A 22,338-nucleotide genomic window follows, 5' to 3' on the forward strand; every position below is an offset into this window, starting at 1 on the left:
AGCGGTTCTGTCATTATGGGGAGCGCTGTTTTCATGCAAAGCGGGTGTTACATGGAACAAAGCCGGTTTAGGAGGTTTAGCCAAGTGGGAGACAAGGCAAAAGATATATGGTTAAAGACAAAAGACACGGTGGGCGGCCTAAATAAGACCGTTAAAATCGTGTTAGTTGCCGTGCTGGTGGCCCTTTTGGTGGGCTTGGCGGTGTGGATGGCGGTACAGTCTAACACCGAGTACAAGGAACTGTTTACAGAGCTGACCGCGGACGACATGAGCGCCGTCTCGAAATATTTAAGCGATGCGGGGGTTACTGACGTTAAGTTTCAGGATAATAACACAATTATGGTGCCTGCCGCCCAGGCGGACAGCCTAAAGGCGAAGGTGCTGGCAGCCGGCTACCCGGACTCGGGCAGCAACTATAAGCTGTACCTGGGAAACGTCAGCGCTCTTTCTACCGAGTCGGACCGGTCCCAACTGAATCTTTACCAGCTGGAAAGCAGCCTGTCGGGCCTGATCCGCCGTTTTGAACAGGTACAGGACGCGGTGGTAAAGCTGGCCCCTGGCGAGGACAGGCGTTATGTATTAAGCCCGGACGATACGGTGACCGCCTCGGCCACGGTGCAGGTGACCACCAAGAACAATGAGATGCTGGATGAGTCCACGGTAAAATCCATCCGCAACGCGGTGGCCCACGCCATGGCGGGGTTGTCCGTGGATGAGGTGGCGGTTTCGGACACCAATGGCAATACATACGAGAGCAACGGAAACAGCTTTAACAGTACCACGACCTCCAAGCTGAAGATGGAGATGGAGGACTACTGGAATAAGAAGGTGCAGAAGCAGGTGATGGAGGTGCTGGAGCCTATTTTTGGCTCTGGAAACGTCCATGTGGCGGTGAACAGCACCTTTGACGTGAGCAACTCTACATCGCAGTCCAAGGAGTTTACACAGCCGGAGGGCTCGGAGGAAAACGCGGGCTTAATTAACCATAGAGAGTCTGAATTTGGTTTGACTCCTGGCGAAGGTGGTATTGGCGGTGTGCCAGGCACTACAGATAATGCGGATGTTCCCAATTATGTGGAAAATCCCCAATTAAACGGCGACGAACAGCAATTTAGCGGTCGCTCCGAGAAGGATTATAGCATCAATGAAAAAATCACCCAGCAGGAGAGCAGCGGCCCCACTCTGACGGACCTGACGGTTTCGGTGACGTTAAACAGCAGCGTACCTAACACCACCAACCCCGATGACCTGGTGGCCCACGTGGCCCGGGCAGCGGGAATTAACGCGGCGGTGCAGGACGAGAAGGTCTCTATTGTAACCCACGCGTTCTATGATCCCAACGAGGACATCCCGGCAAACGTCACACCCATTCCCAATCCCTTCGCCGACCTGCCCCTGTGGGTCTATCTGGCGCTTTTGGCGGGCCTGTTCCTGTTCATGGTGCTGTTTACTGTGTTTGTATTGCTGGGCCGCAGGCGGAACCGCCGGCGCTACCAGCCCCTGGATCCCGTCGCGGTGGAAGGCCCCGAGCTGCCTATAGTGGAAGAGCCCGTTCAGATGCCGGAACCCGAGCCCGCCGGGGCAGATATTATGGATGTGCACACCGAGCGCAGTATGGAGCTGCGTAAGAGTGTGCGTGAGCTGGCCGAAAGCAGCCCCGAAATTGCTGCTCAGGCTATTAAGGCTCTGCTGAGGGGAGATGACGAGGACAATGGCTGATAAGCCGAAGAAAGCAAAACGAGGCGAAGTGGCGGTGCTGGAACTTCCGGAACCGGAACCTCCCGTAGTGGTGGAAGAGCCCCCCCGACCCTCGCTGATTGACGCTATGAGCGGCGCACAAAAGGCGGCGGCGGTCATTGTTTCCCTAGGTGTTGATAAGGCCTCGCAGCTTTACCAGTATATGGAGCCAGAGGATGTAGAGGCTATCACCCTGGAGGTAGCTAAGCTGGGCTATCTGGACGCGGATTCCACCGAGGCGGTGCTGAACGAGTACTACCAGATGTGCATGACCAACAAGGCGGTCACCGAGGGCGGTTTGGAATATGCCAAAACCGTGCTGGAAAAGGCCTTTGGCGCACAGACAGCCTCGACCCTACTGGATAAGGTAACCAAGTCTTTAAAAAACCGGGAGTTCGCCTTTATGAACAAGGCCGGAGACAAGGACTTGTTTTCAGCGCTGCAAAACGAACGCCCCCAAACCATTGCCCTGGTGCTCTCTTATGTGGAGCCGGATAAGGCCGCGGCCGTGGTGGCCCAGCTGGACCCAGACACCCAGGTGCGGGTGGTGGAACGCATTGCCAACATGGACAGCGCTTCGCCGGTGGCTGTAAAGATTATTGAGGCGGAAATGTCCAACAAGTTCGCCAATATCTTCAGCAGCAGCAACGTACAGGTGGGCGGCATAGACTTCGTGGCCGACGTGATGAACAATGTGGACCGGGTCAGCGAAAAGACCATTTTCGACGGCCTTACTATGTACGACGCGGTGCTGGCCGAGGAGATCCGCAAGCGTATGTTCGTATTCGAGGACATTGTCACCATGGACGACCGTTCGGTGCAGCGCTTTGTGCGCGACTGCGACACCCACGACCTGGTGCTGGCCCTCAAATCTGCCAACAGCGAGGTGGCCAACAAGCTGTTCAAAAACATGTCTACCCGTTTGGCCGAGTCTATCCGGGACGACCTGGAAATTACCACCAATGTGCGCATGAAGGACGTGGACGACGCCCAGCAGAGAATTGTGGGTGTTATCCGCGACCTGGAAGCCCGAAACGAGATTATCATTCTCAAGGGCGGCAAGGACGATATTATTGCTTAAAAATAAGAGCGGCTGTGGGAAATATGGCGCTGCCGTCCAGGCTCCATGGGCCTGCGCGGCCCTTCTCATGGAACGCAAACGGGGTCTTAGACCCAGCGGAGCATGTACACGGAATCTTTATTGTAAGAATATAGTATATTATTGGAACAGAAAGGGGAAAGGCCATGGCGGGCATATTCAAACGCTTTGTTAATATCGCGGCGGACAAATATGTGTTTCCCGACGCAGAAGAACTGGCTGTGGCCGAGCCCCAAGCCCCCGGAGAAGAAGCCCGGGAAGAACCTTTGGACCAGGAACAGGAGAAGGCCGCTGAAAAGGAACCAGAGCCGGAACCCACTGCCATTGACTTTGCCCAGATACAGGCAGAGGCCATTTTAGCCCAGGCTGAAAAGGACGCGGAGGCCGCCAAGGCCAAGGCCCTAGAGGAGATTCAGGTTGAGCTGGAGGAGCTGCGCCGCCAGGCCAGCATGGATGGATATAACGCCGGCTATGCCCAAGGGATGGCTGACGGAGGCAGGGAGGCCCAAAAGCTGCTGGAAGAAAAAGCCGCGGCCCAAGAGCGGGAAGTGCAGAAATTTTTGAAAGAAGCGGTTCGGGCCCGGGACCAGCTGCTGGAGGACAGCAAGCAGGAACTGAAGGAGCTGGCCTTGGCCATTGCCGAAAAGGTGATACGTGTCAGTCTGAAGAGCAGCGGAGACATCCTCATTCGAATGATTGAGTCGGCTACGGCCAAGCGCCGCCGGTGCGAGTGGGTGCAGATCTATATTGCCGGGTGTGACGCCCGGGCCTCGGCCTCTACCATGCCAGAGCTGACCCAGGCTCTTTCCCGTCTCTCGGACCGGGTGCGTATTATCCCCATGGCGGACGATGAGTCCGGCACCTGTATCATTGAAATGCCGGATGAGATTTTGGATGTAAGCGTGTCCACCCAGATGGATAACCTGCGGGGGCTGCTTTCTGAAAGCGAACCTGACAGGCCCGGCTGGCCGGGATAACAGGAGAGGCAAATGTTTCAAGAAACCATCAAACAGGTTCAACAGGCCGAGACCATTGGCCATACTGGAAAAATTGAGAATATTGTGGGCATGTCTATTGAGGCCAGCGGAGGCAGGGCCGCCGTGGGGGATATCTGTCGCATTTACAGCGGCGAGTCCGGAGGACAGATCCCCGCAGAGGTGGTGGGCTTTAAAAACGACCGAATGCTTCTCATGCCCTATGGTGAGATGACAGGAATTTCCTCGGGCAATTTTGTGCGCAACACGGGCCGCCAGCTACAGCTAAAAGCTGGATCCTTTTTAAAAGGACGCATTATCAACGCTCTGGGCCAGCCCATTGATGACAAAGGCCCCTTTGAGGGGGGCGACACCTATTATCTGGGCAGCAACTATATTAACCCCTTAACCCGCCCGCCTATCCGGGAGCGCATGGAGTTTGGGGTAAAGGCCATTGATGGGCTTTTGACAATTGGCAAGGGACAACGTATGGGGATCTTCGCGGGTTCTGGCGTGGGAAAGAGTACGCTGATGGGCATGATTGCCAAGAACGTGAAGGCGGACATCAACGTGATTGCCCTGGTAGGCGAACGTGGCCGCGAGGTCCTGGAGTTTGTGGAAAAGGACCTGGGGGAAGAGGGTATGGCCCGGTCTGTGCTGGTCGTGGCCACCTCTGACCAGCCCGCTATGCTGCGAAAAAAGTGTCCCACAGTGGCCACGGGTATTGCGGAGTATTTCCGGGACCAGGGCCTGGACGTTTTACTCATGATGGATTCTTTAACTCGTTTTGCCATGGCCCAACGAGAAGTGGGCCTGGCTGTGGGAGAGCCCCCGGTGGCTAGAGGCTACACGCCGTCGATTTATGCGGAGCTGCCCAAGCTGCTGGAGCGCAGCGGAAACTTCCGGCGGGGCTCTATTACCGGCATCTATACCGTGCTGGTAGAGGGAGACGATACCAACGAGCCTATTGCCGACACAGTGCGCGGTATTTTGGACGGCCATATTGTGCTAAGCAGAGGCTTGGCCGCGGCCAACCACTACCCGGCCATTGACATTGGGGCAAGCATTTCCCGTTTGATGGTGGAGCTGGTGGACGACCGGCACAGACAATTGGCCTCCCGGCTGCGGGATATTATGAGCGTATACAACCAGAACGCGGACCTAGTGTCCATTGGCGCGTACAAAGCGGGCACGAACCCAAAGCTAGACTTTGCTCTAACAAAAATTGACCGGATTAACGAATTTTTAATGCAGGGAACTATGGAAGCTTTTAGCTATGAGCAGTGTTTGGAGCAGATGGAAAAGATTTTGGCTGGAAGGTAGAGCCAGCGCTTTGGTTTAAATAAATATTTTAATGATAAGCTGCGAATTTTAGGGGGGCTGCCGTTATGAAAAAGTTTAAGTTTCAGCTGGACACCGTGCTGCGCTATAAGCTGCAAGTGCTGGATATCCGGCTGGCGGAACACGGCACCGCTTTGGCGGCGGTGCGCAAACAGGAGAGAATTTTGGAGCAGGCCACCAACCACCGCCTGGCTTGTGAGGAGGAGTACCGCCAGAAAAAGGCGGAGGGGATTACCATTGCGGATTCTATGAAGTATGAGACCGGCATAGAGGTGCTGGAGAAAAATGTGCGGCGGGAGACCGCTAAACTGAAACAGCTGCAAAAGGCAGAGGAGGAAAAACGCGCTGCCCTGGTGGAGGCGAAGCAGGAGACCCAGTCTTTGGAAAAGTTGAAGAGTATTAAGCGGGGAGAATATGACAGCGCCCTGGCAAAGGCAGAGGAAAAAGAGATTGACGACCTGGTAATGGCCAGGCGCTCGGCGGCTAGCCGGGAAATGGAAGAGCAGGTTTTCTTTTGATTACAAGACCGGAAGAGAGGGAACGCCAAGTGCGGACCGTCTCTTTGGTAGAAGATATAGCATATACATAGAAAGGAGGCGATAACCATGAACATTGATATGATGGTGCAAAATCTGTTGGCCGACATTGCCAGTGTCCCCCAGACGAACGCCGGACAGAGCGGTGAAGGCGAGGACTTTGACGCTTTGCTGCGCCAGCAGACCAAGATCAACCAGCCCCAAAAGCCCGCGGAAAAGCCCAAGGATAAGCAGCAGGCGGAAAAGCCCAAAGAGGACAGCACCCAGGAGGAGATCACCCAGGAAGGCTACGAGGTAGCCGTCGGCTTGGTGACCTCTCAGCCTGTGGTGCTGTTTGACGTGGTTGTGCCCGCTGTCCAGGGCGAGGTAGCGCAGGAACTTCCTTCTGTAGAGGTAGCGCAGGGAATGGAGCAGGTCCCCACGGACCAGGGCCAGCAGCTTATAGCAACAGAAGTCGGCGTGAGCGCCCAGGTCCAGGAGGAGCCAGTTCAGGCGGAAAAGCCCGCCGCTGAACCTGTGGCGGAGCTGAATATGGCTCCCGAGACAGAGGAAGCGCCGGATGCTCCTGTGGTGAAGGTCGTGCAGCCCCAAAGCCAGGAGGCTGACGCCCAGGAGATGGACCTGAACCAAAAGGCCCCAGCCCAGGCAGGGGAAGCCAAGCCCCAGTTTAAGGGGGATGAACTGCCCCAGGACCTGGAGGTACAGACCCAGAACAGCCAGCCCCTGTTCCGGCAGGACAGTCCCACGCCGGTGAAGGTGGCGGAAAACTATGAGCCTGTGGAGCTGGAAGAGAGCACCGCCGGCGAGCAGCTTTCGGCCCGGGTGACCGACGCCCTGGAGCAGGGCCTGCCGAAGGTGGAGCTACAGCTTTCTCCCGCCAGTCTGGGCAACCTGACGGTGGAGATCAGCAAGGACGTAAACGGCCAGCTAAACATTGTATTCCGACCGGAAACAGCCCGGGCAGCGGCGCTTTTGAGCAACACCAGCTTCCATTTGGGCCACCAGAACGCGGACGGCAGCTATGACCTGGCCAAGCAGGCGGTGGTGATGATTGTACACCCAGAGGAACCCAAGGACACCAACCAGTTCTTGAACCCAGATGGCCAGAACCGCCAGCGGCACCAACAGGAGCAGAGAGAGAAGAAGCGCAAGGGCGCTTCGGAAGAGTTCCTGCACCAGCTGCGGCTGGGCCTGGTGGGCGTGCAGGGCTAAGGTGGAAGAGCGCCCAGGCCTGGGCAAAACCGCCAGAGGCGGCCCTGGGGCCCGGGTCTTCCACAAGAGCCCCCAGCCCAAACCTTACAACAAATTATTACGAAAGGCGGGAAACAACACATGGCGAACGCTGGTATGCTGGACCTGAACAACGTACTGAAAACCAATTCGACCACAAAAAAGGCGACCCAGAGCACCAACAAAAAGGCCGGCACCGAGCTGGACATGAACGACTTTTTGATCTTGATGGTGGCCATGTTCCAGAACCAAGATATTGACAACGCCGCGTCTACCACGGATATGATGAACCAGATGGTACAGATGTCTGTGGTGCAGGCCATTACCAATATCAACACCCTGATTGACGATTCCACAGTGCTGACCTACGCGGCCTCGTTGGTGGGCAAGGAAGTGACCATTGGCAAGTACGTGAACAAGGAGCTACAGGAGATCACTGGCGTGGTTACCGGCACCGGCACCCTGAACGGCCAGCAGGTGGTGTTTATCGGCAACGACAGCTACTACCTGACCGACATTATGGCCGTGGGACGTCTGCCTGAGAAGGAGGACGACGTGAAGCCGGAAGAGCCGGAAGGGCCCGAGAAGCCCGACGGCGAGAACACCGATAAGCCTGTGGAGCCCACAGAGCCTACGGACCCGGCGGAAGGGGAAGAGGTATTTATTTCTGACGACGTTCCTGCTAACCCAGGCGAAGATCAGACTGCTTGAAAGGCTGGGTGAGAGGATATGATGGACCGGATACAGGGAGTGGCGGGCATACAGCCCAGCAGGCCCGGGCAGCAGACCGCGAAAAGCGCAGGGGGCGGCTTTGGGCAGATACTCCAGCAGGTCAGCGCCCAGAAGGAGGCGTCCATCAACTTCTCCAAGCATGCTATGAGCCGCGCGGAGGAGCGGGGCATTGAGCTAACTCCGGCGCTTATGGAACAGCTGGCGGGTTCGGTGGAAAAAGCCCAGGAAAAGGGCGCGAAGAACATTTTGGCTTTTAACGCCACCCAGGCTTTCATTATCAACGTTCCGTACAACCGGGTGATCACCACCATGAACCAGGACGAGATGAAGGAAAATATTTTCACAAATATTGACGGCGCAGTGTTGATTTGACCGGACCCAAGGACTTTTTACGGCAGAAGCCGCCGCCCGCCTGGGCGGATGGGGCGGCCTGAAAAGCCAAAAGTCCGCGTAACGCGGACCCAAGGGAGGTTAATGGCTGGGGGCCCGAATGGCCCCCGGCTGTGCGCGCCAAACAAAGGAGACGATTTTTTAATATGACAGGAGCAATGTATGCGGCCGTTGCGGGTTTGCGTGCCCACATGAGTGCCCTGAACGTAATTGGCCACAATATTTCCAACGTAAATACCAATGCTTATAAGTCTGCCCGGTATACCTTTTTAGAGTCTCTGTACTCCACGGTGCGGGGCGGCAGTAACGGCTCGGGCCAGGTGGGCGGCAAAAACCCCGCTCAGATGGGTTACGGCTCGTCCATTGGCACCATTGACCTGGACATGAGCACCAAAAACTTTACCCCCACCGGCCATGCCACAGACGTGATGATAGACGGCGACGGCTTTATTATGGTGGGCGACAAGGGCAAGGTCTTTAACAGCGAGGAGGACGTGAAGGGCCTGTACCTGACCCGCCACGGCGACCTGGCTTTTGGCCCGGACGGCTACCTGACCGATGGCCAGGGCAATGTTGTGTATGGTTTCCTTTCGGTGGAAAACCCGGTGTATACCAAGGTGATCGAAGATAATACGGACCAAACGACTGGCGCGGTCAAGATTCCCCCCCTGCCCAAAGATGGTCTAAAAGAGGACGATGCGGGCAGGTACTTTATGGACAATGGCGAACTGGTGCAGATCGTCAAAGAGGGGGATGTTCTGTCTAAAAAGGTGATTGACCAGTACACCCCCAGCCCGGTTCTGACCGCGATTCGTGCTCCCAGGGCTGGTACAGGCGCATTGACAGTGACGGTACCGGGCGATCCCGGTGCAAACCCGCCTGTTCCGGACAGTAAAAAGGCGCTGTACTCAAAGGGCGACCCCATTTATCCCCATTATGATCCTGTCACCGGCACCATTGTAGACGCCCCGGAAGATGCGGACGTCTCCGGCCGCATTGACCTGAACAGCGTGAGCATTGATGAGAACACCGGCCGCATTACCTGTACCACACAGAACGGCAAGGCCGTGGTCATCGGTACCATTGCCATCGCGAAGGTCTCCAACCCCAATGGCGTAACCCACGTCAATGGCCGGTACTACCAGGCTCTGGACGGCGCGGGCGACATGAATGTCTGCTCCATTGGTAACTCTGTTCTGAACAGCGACGACCCGGACAGTCCCTTCTATGCCCCGGACGCCCAGGGCGTAGCAAGCCGCTTTAAGGGCGAGGTGGGCATCCGCTCCGGGGGCACTTCCAAGTTCGTCAGCGGCGGCCTGGAAAGTTCTGGTACAGACCTGGCTTCTGAAATCAGTAATATGATCATGGTCCAGCGCGGCTACCAGGCCAACACCCGTATTGTTACCGTAACCGACAGCATGCTGGAAGAGCTGGTGAATATGAAGCGGTAATTTAGGCGGATAACCTAAAAAATTTTGTGACGCGGCGGGGGGAGGATTTCCAAATAAAAGTCCTTTCCCCCCCCCAGGCGGACAAGGAAAAGCGTCCAGTAAGGGGGGAAGGGCGCTTGCGGAGCCCCAAAGGCTGCCGCGGCCTTGCAAAAAACATTCCATCGAAAAAAGTTACGTAACGAGCACACGCTTCGTCTTTTCGGGGGGCTGATGGGCCCCCCGGGGACGGGGCCATAACGAAGAAGGAGGGCAAGCTTATGATCATGTTGACCAAGACCAGCGGCGAGCGCTTTCTGGTGAACCATATGCAGGTAGAGTGCATCGAGCTGATACCCGAGACCAAGGTGGTTATGATGAACCGAGACTTTTACCTGGTGCAGGAGAATGTGCAGGAGATCATCCAAAAAATCACCGATTATAACGCCAAGGTGATGGATATTCACCGGGAAATCAGCATAAACGACGAGCCAAAGCCCGCACCGGCCGCACGGCCCACCCAGCGCCCCGGCTACCGCCGGTAGGCAGGGGAATAAGAAAATGAAGGTGAAAGTTCTATGAATATTGGTTATATCATTGGTCTTGTGCTGGCAATAGCGGTTATGGTTTTGGGCATGATGGGATTCCCCACAATCCAGCCGGAGCTCATCGGCAACTTCTTCGACGGCCCCAGCGTCATGATCGTTATTGGCTGTACCATTGGTGTGGTAGTGGCCAGCTTCCCGCTTAAAGCGGTGCTGTCCCTTCCAAAGCACTTTGGGGTCATGCTGAAAAACCCCAAGCAGAAGCCCGAGACAATTATCAACCAGCTGGTGGACCTGGCCCAGATTGCCCGTAAAGACGGCCTTCTGGCCCTGGAGGAAAAGGCCAACGAGCAGGACGACCCTTTCTTTAAACAGGCCATTATGCTGATTGTGGACGCCAACGACCCGGACCGGGTGCGCATGACCCTGGAAAACGATATTGAGTGTATGTCCGACCGGCATAACGCTGTGGCGGCTTTGTATGACAAGGCCTCTGCCGTGGCTCCGGCTTTTGGTATGGTAGGTACCCTGGTGGGTCTGATTAACATGCTGAAGCGGATGGACCCCACCAGCGGGTCCAGCAACATAGGCCAGGACATGGGCACCGCCCTGATCACCACCCTGTACGGTTGTGTTTTGGCCCATATGATCTTTGGTCCCGTTGCCAACAACCTGCGTATTCGGGACGCGGACGAGGTGCTGAACAAAATGATCATCGTAGAGGGGATTACCTGCATCCAGGCCGGCGAGAACCCCAAGCTGCTGCGGGAAAAGCTTTTGACTTTCGTGGCCCAGAAGCAGCGGGAAAAAATGGGCGACGCCCCCAGTGGTTCCGGCGGCGGAGAGGGCGCGTAAGAGGCTTTGGGAAGAGTTTCCCGCAAAGCTTTGTGCAAAGGCCTCTTGACGGAAGGGGTATAAGTTTGGTATAATATTTTCGTTTGAAAAGAAGCGGGTAGGTCCTGTGGGGGCATTCCCCCCGGCCCACTGCGGTACCGCTTCGCTGTGTATGGCGGCGCGGCCATATTCAGCGAAGCGGTATTCGGCGGCATACAGGCAGCCCAGTCGGTAAAATGCACCGACAGCCGGAGAGAAACCGGCAACCGGTATGTAAATAAAGAATGGAGGTGTCTGGCTGATATGAAAAAGAAAAGTAGCGGCGGAGAAGGCGGCTCAAACTGGATGGACACCTACGGAGACATGGTTACATTGCTGCTGTGCTTTTTTGTGCTGTTGTACTCCATGTCTACCATTGATGAGAACAAATGGAAGCAGGTGGCGATGAGTTTTAACCCCAACGCCACACGAGACCAGACCAACATAGGCGGTACGGCCAGCGGTATTTTCCAAGACCCCGATGCTACGGGAGACCCGGGCGTCACCGATCCCACGGAGCTGGAGAAGGAGCAGGAAAACGTTGACCAGCAGATGGAGGACCTTTACGAGGCCATCAAGCAGTATATTGACGCTTCCGGCGTGAACATTGAAGTGACAAAAGGCGATGGCGGCGTGTTCCTCTCTATGCGCGACACCATATTTTTTGAACCCAATGAGGCGGTTATGCTGCAAGCGGGACAGAAAATACTGGAGGACCTGGCGCCTATTATAGCAAAGGTTGCGCCTTCCATTGACCAAATACGGGTCATGGGACATACGGCCTCGGTCAACGACGGCCAGCCGGCCGATATATATTTTGACTGGATGCTGTCCTCTTCCCGTGCCGCAGTGGTTGTGGCGACCCTACAGGAGCTGTGCCCTGAGCTTAATCCTGCCCGGTGGAAAACAGAGGGAAATGCCCAGTATCTGCCTGTGGCCCCCAACGACTCGGAAGAAAACCGCAGGAAGAACCGCCGCGTAGAGATGGTCATTAAGGGTAAAGACCTGCTAAACCAAATGGGCGACAGCATTGAACAGTACGAGACCCTGCGTGTGGAAGGACCCAGCAAGAGCAGTACCAGCTCGGAAGTAAGTGATGTCGAAAGCAGTTCTTCTACTGTGAGCAGCGAGAGTACTCCCCCTGCTTCCAGCAGTACTGAGAGCCAGGAGGGTTAGGCAAATGCCAGAGGTATTATCACAAAGCCAAATAGACGCCCTGCTGAACTCGATGAACAACAGCGGCGGCGACCAGTCCAAAAAGGAAGAGGCTCCGCCAGAGAAAAAGTACCGCAAATACGACTTTACCAGTCCCCGTAAATTTACCAAGGACCGGTTGAAGATGCTGAACAGTATTTTTGACAACTATTCCCGGGTGCTTACCACCCGCATTAACGGCCTGGTTCACGCGACCTGCGATATTGCCGTAGAGTCGGTAGAGGAGCAGCGGTATTTTGAGTTTTCCAACGCCTTGACGGAAAACGCGGTGTTGACCACGGCGCATTTGGTAATGAAGGGCAAGAAGGAAGAAGAGGATCCGCTATTGCTGTATCCCACCACGCCTGTGATGGTGAGCATGATGGACCGAATGACAGGCGGAAACGGCGACGTAGAAAGCCTATCGGATGACTATACATACACCGAGCTGGACCTGAAGCTGTATGAAATCTTGATACAGGACTTTGTTTCCATGATGGGCGTTACCTGGGAAAATTATATTCAGCTGGATTTTGAGTTTGGCCGGGTAGAGACCAACCCCACCCTGGTGCAGCTGATCGGTTTGGAAGAGACCGTGGTGTTGGTAGACATGAAAATGTCCTTTGAAAATGTGGAGGGCAGTATGAGCGTGGTGCTGCCGGAAGCGGTTTTGACCAGTATTTTTACAGAAATCGCGGCGGGAGCAAAGACCAAGCGGCCTGACCACCAAGACAGCGCGGAGGAGATATTCGATAACCTGCGGGATTCTACGCTGGAAATTCGGGCAGAGCTGGCCCGCACCACCCTGCGGCTGGATGACATCTACCGGCTGAACGTGGGGGATGTGATTGATCTGAACCAGAAAAAGGATGATACGCTGAACCTTTATGTGGGCGGACAGCGGTGGTTTAACGGGCTAATGGGAGTCAGCGACAAAAAGCTGGCTGTGAAGATTAAAGATGTGTACCATAACGCCGGTGGAAGGAGCAGGATACAAAATGAGCAATAATGTTTTCAAAGCTATGGAAATGAGCGCCATCGGCGAAATAATGAACATTAGTCTAGGGTCATCGGCGACGGCGGTTTCCAATTTGCTGGACCATCGGGTGGATATTACCACACCGACGGTGTCTGTGGTAGATGTAAAGGACTTTGAGCTGGGAGATATCGAACCCGCGGTAGGCGTGGAGATCAAATATGTCTCCGGCTTGGACGGCAGCAATATTATGCTGCTGCGCATGAGTGACATTAAGGTAATTGTGGATATTCTCATGGGCACGGACACCCCCCTGGAGGAGTTTGTTTTAGACGAGCTGACGCTAAGTGCCGTATGCGAAGTCATGAACCAGATGATGGGCGCGGCATCTACAGCTCTTTCAGACTTTTTAGGCCGGGTGGTAAATATTTCGACCCCAGAGACCTTTGACGTCTATGACACAGAGGCCATGAAACGGGATCGGATGCCGGTAACAGAAGGCCCTATTGTGGTAGTGCGTTTTGCGCTGACCATTGAGGACCAGCTGCAAAGTGAGTTTATGAACGTGATTTCCGTAGATCTGGCAAAGGAGCTGGTCCGGGGCTTTGGCCTGGATTTAGATGAGGATGAGCCCGCCGCGTCTCAACCAGCGGCTGCGGCTCCCGCCGCCCCAGAGCCCGCTCCGGCGGCCCCGGCCCCTGCGGGAGGAGGCGGCGGCACCCTAAGCCAGGAGGAGATCGAAAAACTGATGGCTGGGGGTGGTGCGGCAGCCCCTGCTCCGGCTCCTGCCGCTCCGGCGGCCCCGGCCCCTGCGGGAGGAGGCGGAGGCACCCTAAGCCAAGAGGAGATTGAAAAACTGATGGCTGGCGGTGGTGCGGCAGCCCCTGTACCCGCCCCCGCGCCGGCGGCCCCTGCTGCGGGAGGTGTACCGGTCCAGCAGCCCGCAATGCCCCCTCAGCAGCCCATGATGCCTATGATGCCCCCGATGCCGACGCAGGAGGGAATGCAGGCCTATCCTGGGTACCCGGGGTACTATCCCCCGTACTATGGCTGGCCGGCGCCCCCGGCGCCGCCTGAACCCAAGGTGATCAACACCACGCCGCCGTCCATGCCCAAGCTGGAAAACGGCGAGGAGCTGAGCCAGGAGCAGACCCAGAATCTTGATCTGATTATGGGTGTGCCGCTGGAGGTGACGGTAGAGATTGGCCGTACTCGTAAACGTGTGCAGGAGATCCTCTCTTTTGCCCGGGGTTCTTTGGTTGTGCTGGATAAGCTGGCTGGCGACCAGGTGGATTTGTTTGTGAACGGACGGTGCATTGCCCGGGGTGATGTAGTGGTGATCGACGACAATTTTGGCATTAAAGTGACGGAGATCCTTAAAAAGCCCGATATTGAGGAGCTGACACAAGGAGGCTAAGGCCGTGGGGCCTGGCCCTTGTAAAGACCAATTATATTATCAATTACTGAAAAGAGGATGAAAGACAATGGCAAAAATCTTATTGGTTGACGACGCTGCTTTTATGCGTAAGGTTATCAAAGACACCTTGAGCAAGAACGGCTACTCTGATCTGCACGAGGCTGTGGACGGCGCCGACGCGGTGGAGAAGTTCAAAGAGCTGAACCCAGACCTGGTTATTATGGACATCACCATGCCCAATATGGACGGCCTGGAGGCGCTAAAGGCCATGCGCCAGCTGAACGGTTCCGCAAATATTGTGATGTGTTCCGCCATGGGCCAGGAAGCCATGGTGATTGAGGCGATCCAGTCTGGGGCCAAAGATTTTATTGTAAAGCCCTTTAAATCGGACCGTATTATGAAAACCGTCACTTCCATCGTCGGCGCACCCTAATGGGGGCGAGTTTTCCCTTGGTTCATTCGCTGGGAGTCCCGCACCGCTTTACCCTAAGCGCCAGCATGGGGGACAACATATTGTCCCTGCTGGGAATGCTGCTTACGGTAGCCGCGGTGCTGGCCCTGGCGTACTGGTGTACAAAGCTAATTGGCCGGCGGGGCATGCCCGGCTGGGCCAGGGGCTTAAACGGGGCAGACAAGCTTCAGCTGCTCTGGCAGGTCAGTGTGGGCAGAAACGAGCGCTTGGTGCTGGTACGTCTGGGCAGCCGCTGTCTGCTTTTGGGTGTAACCGGCGGGGGTGTTAGCCTGATTACGGAATTGACCCAAGAGGAGGCGGCTCCTTGGCTGCAAAAACCAGAGGTAACCGCGCAGCAGCCCAGTTTTTTAGAGATTCTGCGCGACAATTTGCCCAAAAAGAAATGAGCGTGATCTTTTGCCTGAAAACTTAGATGGATTAATCAATATAAACGGCGACAGTGTGCAGGCGCTGGAAATTATCCTGCTTACCACTCTGATTGCCCTGCTGCCGTCCCTGGTCATCATGTGTACCTCGTTTACCAGGTATATCATCACGCTGTCTTTTTTGCGAAACGCCATGGGAACCCAGCAGACCCCGCCCAATATGGTTTTGGTGGGGATTGCCCTGTTTATGACGCTGTTTACCATGAGTCCGGTGATAGACCAGATTAGTGCCGAGGCCTACACGCCCTATACGGAGGAGCAAATTACCCAAGAGGAGTTTTTCGACCGGGCACAAACGCCCCTAAAGGAATTTATGCTGCGCAACACAGAGCCTTCCGCTTTGGGCATGTTTTGTGATATGGCTGGACAAGAGACGCCTACCAGTGAGGAAGCTTCCATTCAGCTGCCCCTGCGGGTGATTACCCCCGCGTTTATCACAACGGAGCTGAAGCGGGCTTTTGAGATTGGCTTTTACCTGTATATTCCATTTTTGCTCATTGATATTATTGTGGCTTCTACGTTAATGTCCATGGGTATGGTAATGCTGCCGCCCTCCATGATTTCTACGCCTTTTAAGCTGCTGCTCTTTGTCAGCATAAATGGCTGGGAACTGGTTTTTTCCACCCTGGTGCAGACGTTCCACTAAAAGAGACGGCTGCGGGAAATTTTATTGTGAAAGAGAGGTGGCTGCTGCTTGGATCTGCCAGTGGTAGACGTTTTCCGCGACGCGATAGGCGTGGTGATCCGGCTGGTGGGGCCCATGCTTCTGATGAGCATGATTATGGGCGTAGTGGTGGCCATTTTACAGGCTGTCACCCAGATCCACGAGCAGACGATCTCCTTTATCTTGAAGCTGATCGTGGTAGTGCTGTTCCTTGTAATCGGCGGCAGCTGGATGCTGACCACCTTGCAGGAATTTGCTTTAGGGCTGTTTGAACTGATGAAGGGGTGACGCTGTGGAGTTTTTTGACTGGAACGGCTTCACCCTGTTCCTGTATATAATGATGCGTATGGCCGGCTTTGTGCTGTTCACCCCGTTTTTTGGGCGCAGCAATATCCCCCGATACTATAAGGCGGGCATGATTCTGGTTTTTTCCGTGGCGGCGGGGTTCTCTTATGAGGGTACGGTGCCGGTCCCAGCCACCTTTTTGGAACTGGCCATGAAACTGCTTTTAGAGCTGGCCATGGGCTACCTGGTGGGCGTGGTGATGAATTTATTTTTGTATGTGCCCAGCCTGGCGGGACATATGATGGACGAACAGATGGGCATGGCGATGGCCCAGACCTATGATCCCAGCTTTCAGGGACAGTCAACGCCCTCGTCGAATCTGTTAAATATTTTAAGTATTTTAATTTTTTTCTCTGCCAATGGCCACCAGACCCTTTTGCGGCTCATGGTTTCTTCGGGCGGGGTGGTGCCCTTTGGTACAGCCAGCCTGGGCAGAGACGCCGCCGAGATGGCGGTGGAGGTGTTCATTGACTGCACCCTGCTGGCTGTGAAGATGTGCCTGCCGGTTTTGGGGGCGGAGCTGATGGGACAGGTGGGTATGGGGATTCTGATGAAAGCCATTCCCCAAATCAACGTGTTCGCAATCAATATTGAGTTAAAGGTACTGGTGGGACTTTTAATGATTTTCGCATTGATCGCCCCCTTTAGCGAGTTCCTGTTAAGTATGGAAAACACCATGCTGTCCCAGGTGCGGCAAGCCATTGCCCTGGCGGGAGGGGGCTAAGCCGGACCCACTCCCTAGGGAAAAGAGGTGGTCAATATGCCTGGCGATGATAAAACCGAAAAGGCAACGCCCAAACGACGGCGTGACGAACGAAAAAAGGGCAATGTGCTGCTATGCCAGGACATTATCACCTTATCCACCTTGGTGGGCAGCATTTTAATGCTGCGGATCATGTTCCCAAATGCCGTGTCCCGGATGACAGACTTTTTTCACCGGGCCTACGGTTATCTATCCCAGGAGAATTTTAGCGCGATAGATTTTTTAGGCGAGGTGGTGCACCAGGCGGTGGTTACCGTGGTGATTACCGTGGGGCCCATGCTGCTGGCTACCGCATTGATTGCCGTAGCCGCTACCGTTGCCCAGACCCGCTTTTTAGTGGCGGGAGAAATTATTAAACCTAAGTTCAATAAAATTAACCCACTCAATGGGTTTAAAAAGCTTTTTTCTCTGCGGAGTATCATTGAGGCCTTGAAGGGCCTGATTAAGATTACGCTGCTGATGGTCTTGATCTACAACTGTCTTACGGGTGTGATGTATACCGCCGCGAATTTTATGTATACGGACTTGCACGCGGCCTGCGAGGCCCTGTTTATGAATATCTTTAATATGCTGCTACAGGTTGTCCTGGCTTTTGCGGCAGTGGCGTTTTTAGATTTCCTCTACCAGCGCTGGGAGCATGAGCGGCAGATGAAGATGAGCAAGCAGGAGATTAAAGAGGAGTACAAGCAGACCGAGGGCGACCCCCAGGTGAAAAGCCGGATCCGGCAGATACAGCGGACCATGGCCCAGCAGCGGATGATGGCCTCGGTGCCCCAGGCAGACGTTATTGTGCGCAACCCCACCCACTTTGCGGTGGCCCTGCGGTATAAGCAGGGAAAAGATGCGGCCCCGGTGGTGCTGGCCAAAGGCCAGGACGAGCTGGCGGCGCGCATTGTGGCCAAGGGGGAAGAGGCCAAGGTACCAGTGGTGGAAAATGTTCCCCTGGCCCGGGCCCTGTACGCCCAGGTGGAAATTAACCAGGAGATCCCGCCGGATTTGTATTCCGCAGTAGCCGAGGTACTGGTATATATCCTTAAATTGGAACATAAGTTGGCGTGAGCCATTGAACTATATTTGTTATATTGAGAAGGGCGCCCCTGGTTTGGGAGCCATTGCCGGGGAAATACCTGGCGGCTTCGAAAAAGGCCCTTCCTGGCCGAAAGCTTTCTGAAACCACCCCGCCTATTGCTTGGGGCAGAAGCCGCCCGGCTGGCATGGGGAAAATATTTCACGGGCGCTTTGGCCGGCAAGAGGCAGAGCCCCGCGGCCTAGACTTAACCATAAAGGAGGTACCACAATGAAACGTATTTTGAACAACGCAGTGGCACTATTCGTTGTGGTCATCGTTTTGTTTTTGATCATCCCATTGCCGGCATTTTTGCTGGACGTGTTGCTGGTGGTCAACATTTCTTTGTCCATTGTCATTTTGTTCATCACCATGAATATTAAGGAGACCCTGGAGTTCTCCATTTACCCATCCCTGCTGTTGATTACCACCCTGTTCCGGCTGGGCCTGAACGTTTCATCCACCCGAATGATTTTGCGGGATGGCTATGCCGGAGACGTTATCTCGGCATTTGGCAGTTTGATCACCAGCGGGAATGTGGTCATTGGCTTTATTATCTTCTTTATCATTGTAATGGTACAGTTCATCGTGATTACCAAAGGCGCCGAGCGCGTGGCCGAGGTGGCCGCCCGCTTTACCCTGGACGCTATGCCCGGTAAGCAGATGGCCATTGACGCGGACCTGAATACGGGTCTGATTAACGAGCAGGAGGCCAGAACCCGCCGGGGAAAGATTCAGCGGGAGGCCGATTTCTACGGCGCTATGGACGGCGCTACCAAGATCGTCAAAGGCGACGCGGTCATGTCGCTGATTATTACCTTTGTAAACCTCATTGGCGGAATCATTATTGGTATGGTTCAGGGCGGCATGGACATTAATACGGTGCTGACCCAGTACTCCACAGTTACCATTGGTGACGGCTTGGTTTCCCAGCTGCCTGCCCTGATGATCTCCACCGCTACCGGCATGATCGTGACCCGGTCTGTGTCTGAGGGGAGCCTTAGCGACGATGTGCTTCAGCAGTTCACCGCCCAGCCCAGGGCCATTATCACCGCTGGCGCGGCCCTGATTTTCCTGGCCGTTATGCCGAATACCCCCCATCTTTCCCTTATGATCGTGGCCGCCATTCTCATTGGCGCAGGCCTGTTCTTGAGCCGCAAAATGCGGGCCCAAGAGGAGCAGGAGGCGGCCGCCGCCATGGCCCAGCAGGAGCTGCCGCCCCCCGAGGAGGCCCCGGCCGAGGCGGACTATTACCGGGACGTGAGCAATGTTTACTCCCTGCTGACAGTAGAGCCCATTGAGATGGAGTTTGGCTATAGCCTTATCCCCCTGGTGGACGAGAGCAGCGGCGGCAAGTTGATTAACCGGATTGTTATTTTCCGCCGGCAGTATGCCCAGGAAATGGGTTTTGTGGTGCCCACGGTGCGGATGCACGACAGCTCTGTAATTGGTACCAACCAGTACACCATTCGGATTAAGGGCGAAGAAGTGGCCAAGGGCGAAATTTTGGTGGACTATTACTTGGCCCTAGAGCCCGCCAAGCCCCTGGGAGAAATTGACGGCATTGAAACCGTGGAGCCCGCCTATGGCATCCCCTCCCGGTGGATTTTGCCGGAAAACAAGGAAATGGCGGAGATTTACGGCTATACGGTCATAGATCCCCTGTCCGTGGTGCTAACCCATCTTTCGGAGACCATCAAAAAGCATGCCTATGAGCTGCTGACCCGTACGGAGACCATCCAGCTGGTGGAGAACCTGAAAAAGTCCTCGCCGGAGCTGGTGGATGAAGCATGCCCGGCCCAGGTCTCCTATGCGCTGCTGGAAAAAGTGCTGCGCAATCTGCTGATGGAGGGCATTCCCATTCGGGATATGCAGACCATATTGGAGACCATGGTGGACGCCCTGGGCACCACCCGGGACCCGGACCTGATCACCGAAAGTGTACGCAACGCCCTAAGCCGTACCATTACCCGGCGGTTCTGCCAGGATGGCCAGCTGCGGGCTATTACCCTGGACGCCGAGGTGGAGCGCCGGGTGGTGGCGTCCCTTACCAAGAATGAGCATGGCATTTACCTGGCAATGGAGCCGGACCTGATTCAGACCCTGATTACCCAGTTGGCCGAGCACATGCCCAAGTTTGCGGAGCTGGGCCAGTCCCCTATTCTGCTGACCAGCCAGGTGGTGCGCATTTATCTAAGCCGGCTGCTTTCCCAGTACTTCACCAACCTGTACGTGCTCTCTTTCAGCGAGATTGTGGGCACGGTGCAGATACAGTCTTTGGGCAACGTCACCTTGCAGCAGCCTAGTATGAGAAGGGCGGTGGGCTCATGAGTCCAGCCCGAAAAGGCCTAAATTATGAGGAGATGACCACCGAGGAGCTGTTCGCCCTGTACCGGGAGACCGGGGACCAGCAGATCAAGTGGGAAATTGCCATGCGGTATACAGGGCTGGTGAAAAGCATCGCCCTGCAAATTCGGGGGGTGTTTGCCAGCTTTACCCAGCTGGACGATATTATTAATGAGGGCCTGATTGTGCTAGCCGACGCGGTGGATAAATTTGACCCGGAAAAAGGCCGTTTTGAAATGTATGTGGCCAAGCGCATCCGGGGCATGATCGTAGACCTGGCCCGGCAGCAGGACTGGGTGCCCCGCACCGTGCGCCAGCGGGCCCAGAGAATTGAAAAGGCTATGACTGAGCTGTATAACAAATCCGGAGAGATGCCCAGCGAGCGCCAGGTGGCGGAACACCTGGGCCTGAGTATGGAGGAGTATCAGGAGGCCATGGCCAATGCCTCTTTACACAGTATGCTGTCTCTAAACGAGCTTTTTGAAAGCGATGACCAATGGCCCGCTGAGCCCCAGGCCGACGGCGGGGGAGAGAACTTTCCCGAGCAGGCGCTGCTCAACGAGGAATTGACCCAGACCCTGGCCCAGGCCATATCATCCATGAAAGAGAATGAACAGCTGGTGCTGTCCCTGTATTATGAGAAAAACTTAAAAATGAAGGATATTGCCGCAGTTATGCAGATCACCCCCCCTCGGGTATCCCAGATCCACGCCCGGGCGGTACAAAAGCTGCGGGTATTGATGCAGAGCTATCTTAGCGGCGGGGAGTGAGGGCGTTTTCAGGGCCGAATCCCCCGGCGGGCGAGTTGGCAGTATTACTAAAAAATAAAAAAATTTCAATTTTCTAGTGCGTTTTCAGAGGATAAGTGCTATAATTATTATAAGGCGGGGCCCACATAAACCGGCGCCTGCCAGGAAAGGAACGCGGAAACAGTATGCTAAAAGGATTTTACAACCTGACCTCCGGGATGATTACCTATGGGAAGAACCTGAACGTAATCTCCAACAACATGGCCAATGTGGCCACAGCCGGTTTCAAAGCTGACTGCTTTACCGCCCAGACCTTTGACGAGGTTATGTACACCATTGTGGGCAACAAGGAGAAGCTGTATACGGACATTGGCAACCAGAGCTATGCTACAGTGCCCAGCGAGCTGGTGACAGACTTCTCCCAGAGCAGCCTGGACCAGACCGGAATGCCCCTGGACTTTGCCATTACGGATAATACGGGCCTGGGCTTTTTCGCCATTCAGACCCAGGGGGGCGTGGTCTATACCCGGGCGGGAAACTTCTCCCTGGATGACGAGGGATACCTCTGCCTGCCGGACCACGGCCGGGTGCTGGACCCCGAAGGGGAAGAGATTCTCTTGATGACAGACAAAATCCAGACCGACAACTACGGCCGCATCTATACCCGGGATGGAGGCTATCTGGGCCAGGTGGGCGTGTATGTGTTCGAAAATACCGATACCCTGGAAAAGGACGCCATGGGCATGTTTACCCCTGGCGGCGCACAGCCCCAGGCACAGAACAATGTGGTGGTGCAAAATGGGATGCTGGAACGGTCTAACGTGGGGCTTGTGCAGCAGATGGTGAAAATGATCACCGCCCAGCGGGGATACCAGAGCTCGGCTACCCTGACTAGAATGTACGATACGGTGATGAGCCACGCAGCCAACGACATTGGCCGTATGCAGTAAAGGCGGGCCGCCAGACCGTGGCGCGGGTGCTCTTTTAGGTGGGGCGCAAGCAGAGCCAGCGGGCTGGGATGCCTTGCCAGAAACGTT

23 protein-coding genes are annotated in these 22,338 nt (G+C 55.3%); all 23 read left to right on the plus strand.

Annotated features, from left to right (window positions below; translation table 11 throughout):
* Positions 1-84 precede the first annotated feature (84 nt).
* Positions 85-1,719, plus strand: a complete 1,635-nt coding sequence (gene fliF, locus U8U68_RS00740) for a flagellar basal-body MS-ring/collar protein FliF (protein WP_322198946.1) — start codon at positions 85-87, stop codon at positions 1,717-1,719.
* A gap of 106 nt (positions 1,720-1,825) precedes the next feature.
* Positions 1,826-2,818 carry a flagellar motor switch protein FliG gene (fliG, locus tag U8U68_RS00745; protein WP_322199236.1) on the plus strand — a complete coding sequence of 331 codons (993 nt, stop codon included), beginning with the start codon at positions 1,826-1,828 and terminating at the stop codon, positions 2,816-2,818.
* Between the two features lie 164 nt (positions 2,819-2,982).
* A complete protein-coding gene (locus U8U68_RS00750; protein ID WP_322198947.1) occupies positions 2,983-3,813 on the plus strand; it encodes a FliH/SctL family protein in 831 nt (276 codons plus the stop codon).
* Positions 3,814-3,825: 12 nt separating this feature from the next.
* A complete protein-coding gene (gene fliI, locus U8U68_RS00755) occupies positions 3,826-5,133 on the plus strand; it encodes a flagellar protein export ATPase FliI (protein ID WP_322198948.1) in 1,308 nt (435 codons plus the stop codon).
* A 65-nt stretch (positions 5,134-5,198) separates the two neighbouring features.
* The gene (gene fliJ / locus U8U68_RS00760; RefSeq protein ID WP_322198949.1) at positions 5,199-5,669 is read left to right on the plus strand and encodes a flagellar export protein FliJ; all 471 of its coding nucleotides are present in this window, start codon (positions 5,199-5,201) and stop codon (positions 5,667-5,669) included.
* An 87-nt stretch (positions 5,670-5,756) separates the two neighbouring features.
* Entirely contained in the window at positions 5,757-6,899 is a 1,143-nt protein-coding gene (locus U8U68_RS00765; protein WP_322198950.1) for a hypothetical protein, read from the plus strand.
* Positions 6,900-7,019: 120 nt separating this feature from the next.
* Complete coding sequence (locus tag U8U68_RS00770) at positions 7,020-7,628, plus strand: flagellar hook assembly protein FlgD (protein ID WP_322198951.1); 609 nt, start codon at positions 7,020-7,022, stop codon at positions 7,626-7,628.
* A gap of 18 nt (positions 7,629-7,646) precedes the next feature.
* Positions 7,647-8,021 (plus strand): TIGR02530 family flagellar biosynthesis protein, encoded by a 375-nt coding sequence (locus U8U68_RS00775; RefSeq protein ID WP_322198952.1) that lies wholly within the window; start codon positions 7,647-7,649, stop codon positions 8,019-8,021.
* A 164-nt stretch (positions 8,022-8,185) separates the two neighbouring features.
* Positions 8,186-9,490, plus strand: coding sequence for a flagellar hook-basal body complex protein (locus tag U8U68_RS00780; RefSeq protein WP_322198953.1), 1,305 nt, complete (start codon positions 8,186-8,188; stop codon positions 9,488-9,490).
* Between the two features lie 257 nt (positions 9,491-9,747).
* Complete coding sequence (locus U8U68_RS00785) at positions 9,748-10,011, plus strand: flagellar FlbD family protein (RefSeq protein ID WP_322198954.1); 264 nt, start codon at positions 9,748-9,750, stop codon at positions 10,009-10,011.
* A 33-nt stretch (positions 10,012-10,044) separates the two neighbouring features.
* Positions 10,045-10,866 (plus strand): motility protein A, encoded by an 822-nt coding sequence (locus U8U68_RS00790; RefSeq protein WP_322198955.1) that lies wholly within the window; start codon positions 10,045-10,047, stop codon positions 10,864-10,866.
* A 282-nt stretch (positions 10,867-11,148) separates the two neighbouring features.
* Positions 11,149-12,060 (plus strand): flagellar motor protein MotB, encoded by a 912-nt coding sequence (locus U8U68_RS00795; RefSeq protein ID WP_322198956.1) that lies wholly within the window; start codon positions 11,149-11,151, stop codon positions 12,058-12,060.
* A gap of 4 nt (positions 12,061-12,064) precedes the next feature.
* Positions 12,065-13,087 carry a flagellar motor switch protein FliM gene (locus U8U68_RS00800; protein WP_322198957.1) on the plus strand — a complete coding sequence of 341 codons (1,023 nt, stop codon included), beginning with the start codon at positions 12,065-12,067 and terminating at the stop codon, positions 13,085-13,087.
* On the plus strand, positions 13,077-14,471 hold the full coding sequence (gene fliN, locus U8U68_RS00805) for a flagellar motor switch protein FliN (protein WP_322198958.1): 1,395 nt from the start codon (positions 13,077-13,079) through the stop codon (positions 14,469-14,471). Before U8U68_RS00800 ends, fliN begins: the two co-directional genes overlap by 11 nt.
* A gap of 67 nt (positions 14,472-14,538) precedes the next feature.
* Entirely contained in the window at positions 14,539-14,904 is a 366-nt protein-coding gene (locus tag U8U68_RS00810; RefSeq protein ID WP_322198959.1) for a response regulator, read from the plus strand.
* Positions 14,905-14,921: 17 nt separating this feature from the next.
* The gene (locus U8U68_RS00815) at positions 14,922-15,329 is read left to right on the plus strand and encodes a FliO/MopB family protein (RefSeq protein WP_322198960.1); all 408 of its coding nucleotides are present in this window, start codon (positions 14,922-14,924) and stop codon (positions 15,327-15,329) included.
* Between the two features lie 10 nt (positions 15,330-15,339).
* Entirely contained in the window at positions 15,340-16,014 is a 675-nt protein-coding gene (gene fliP / locus U8U68_RS00820) for a flagellar type III secretion system pore protein FliP (protein ID WP_322198961.1), read from the plus strand.
* 48 nt (positions 16,015-16,062) lie between these two features.
* A complete protein-coding gene (locus U8U68_RS00825; protein ID WP_322198962.1) occupies positions 16,063-16,320 on the plus strand; it encodes a flagellar biosynthetic protein FliQ in 258 nt (85 codons plus the stop codon).
* A 4-nt stretch (positions 16,321-16,324) separates the two neighbouring features.
* Entirely contained in the window at positions 16,325-17,101 is a 777-nt protein-coding gene (locus U8U68_RS00830; protein WP_322198963.1) for a flagellar biosynthetic protein FliR, read from the plus strand.
* 36 nt (positions 17,102-17,137) lie between these two features.
* The gene (gene flhB, locus U8U68_RS00835) at positions 17,138-18,199 is read left to right on the plus strand and encodes a flagellar biosynthesis protein FlhB (protein ID WP_322198964.1); all 1,062 of its coding nucleotides are present in this window, start codon (positions 17,138-17,140) and stop codon (positions 18,197-18,199) included.
* 238 nt (positions 18,200-18,437) lie between these two features.
* Positions 18,438-20,537, plus strand: a complete 2,100-nt coding sequence (gene flhA / locus U8U68_RS00840) for a flagellar biosynthesis protein FlhA (RefSeq protein WP_322198965.1) — start codon at positions 18,438-18,440, stop codon at positions 20,535-20,537.
* Positions 20,534-21,322, plus strand: a complete 789-nt coding sequence (locus U8U68_RS00845) for a sigma-70 family RNA polymerase sigma factor (protein ID WP_322198966.1) — start codon at positions 20,534-20,536, stop codon at positions 21,320-21,322. The genes flhA and U8U68_RS00845 overlap by 4 nt, the downstream gene beginning before the upstream one ends.
* A gap of 164 nt (positions 21,323-21,486) precedes the next feature.
* Complete coding sequence (locus U8U68_RS00850) at positions 21,487-22,251, plus strand: flagellar hook-basal body protein (protein ID WP_322198967.1); 765 nt, start codon at positions 21,487-21,489, stop codon at positions 22,249-22,251.
* Positions 22,252-22,338: the final 87 nt, after the last annotated feature.

It is taken from the genome of Acutalibacter intestini, assembly GCF_034334985.1.
Taxonomy (GTDB): Bacteria; Bacillota; Clostridia; order Oscillospirales; family Acutalibacteraceae; genus Acutalibacter; species Acutalibacter intestini.

Bases quoted from the DNA above. Each gene is read 5' to 3' on its own strand.
- fliG (WP_322199236.1), top strand. From the start codon at position 1,826: ATGAGCGGCGCACAAAAGGCGGCGGCGGTCATTGTTTCCCTAGGTGTT.
- U8U68_RS00750 (WP_322198947.1), top strand. From the start codon at position 2,983: ATGGCGGGCATATTCAAACGCTTTGTTAATATCGCGGCGGACAAATAT.
- fliI (WP_322198948.1), top strand. From the start codon at position 3,826: ATGTTTCAAGAAACCATCAAACAGGTTCAACAGGCCGAGACCATTGGC.
- fliJ (WP_322198949.1), top strand. From the start codon at position 5,199: ATGAAAAAGTTTAAGTTTCAGCTGGACACCGTGCTGCGCTATAAGCTG.
- U8U68_RS00765 (WP_322198950.1), top strand. From the start codon at position 5,757: ATGAACATTGATATGATGGTGCAAAATCTGTTGGCCGACATTGCCAGT.
- U8U68_RS00770 (WP_322198951.1), top strand. From the start codon at position 7,020: ATGGCGAACGCTGGTATGCTGGACCTGAACAACGTACTGAAAACCAAT.
- U8U68_RS00775 (WP_322198952.1), top strand. From the start codon at position 7,647: ATGATGGACCGGATACAGGGAGTGGCGGGCATACAGCCCAGCAGGCCC.
- U8U68_RS00780 (WP_322198953.1), top strand. From the start codon at position 8,186: ATGACAGGAGCAATGTATGCGGCCGTTGCGGGTTTGCGTGCCCACATG.
- U8U68_RS00785 (WP_322198954.1), top strand. From the start codon at position 9,748: ATGATCATGTTGACCAAGACCAGCGGCGAGCGCTTTCTGGTGAACCAT.
- U8U68_RS00790 (WP_322198955.1), top strand. From the start codon at position 10,045: ATGAATATTGGTTATATCATTGGTCTTGTGCTGGCAATAGCGGTTATG.
- U8U68_RS00795 (WP_322198956.1), top strand. From the start codon at position 11,149: ATGAAAAAGAAAAGTAGCGGCGGAGAAGGCGGCTCAAACTGGATGGAC.
- U8U68_RS00800 (WP_322198957.1), top strand. From the start codon at position 12,065: ATGCCAGAGGTATTATCACAAAGCCAAATAGACGCCCTGCTGAACTCG.
- fliN (WP_322198958.1), top strand. From the start codon at position 13,077: ATGAGCAATAATGTTTTCAAAGCTATGGAAATGAGCGCCATCGGCGAA.
- U8U68_RS00810 (WP_322198959.1), top strand. From the start codon at position 14,539: ATGGCAAAAATCTTATTGGTTGACGACGCTGCTTTTATGCGTAAGGTT.
- flhB (WP_322198964.1), top strand. From the start codon at position 17,138: ATGCCTGGCGATGATAAAACCGAAAAGGCAACGCCCAAACGACGGCGT.
- flhA (WP_322198965.1), top strand. From the start codon at position 18,438: ATGAAACGTATTTTGAACAACGCAGTGGCACTATTCGTTGTGGTCATC.
- U8U68_RS00845 (WP_322198966.1), top strand. From the start codon at position 20,534: ATGAGTCCAGCCCGAAAAGGCCTAAATTATGAGGAGATGACCACCGAG.
- U8U68_RS00850 (WP_322198967.1), top strand. From the start codon at position 21,487: ATGCTAAAAGGATTTTACAACCTGACCTCCGGGATGATTACCTATGGG.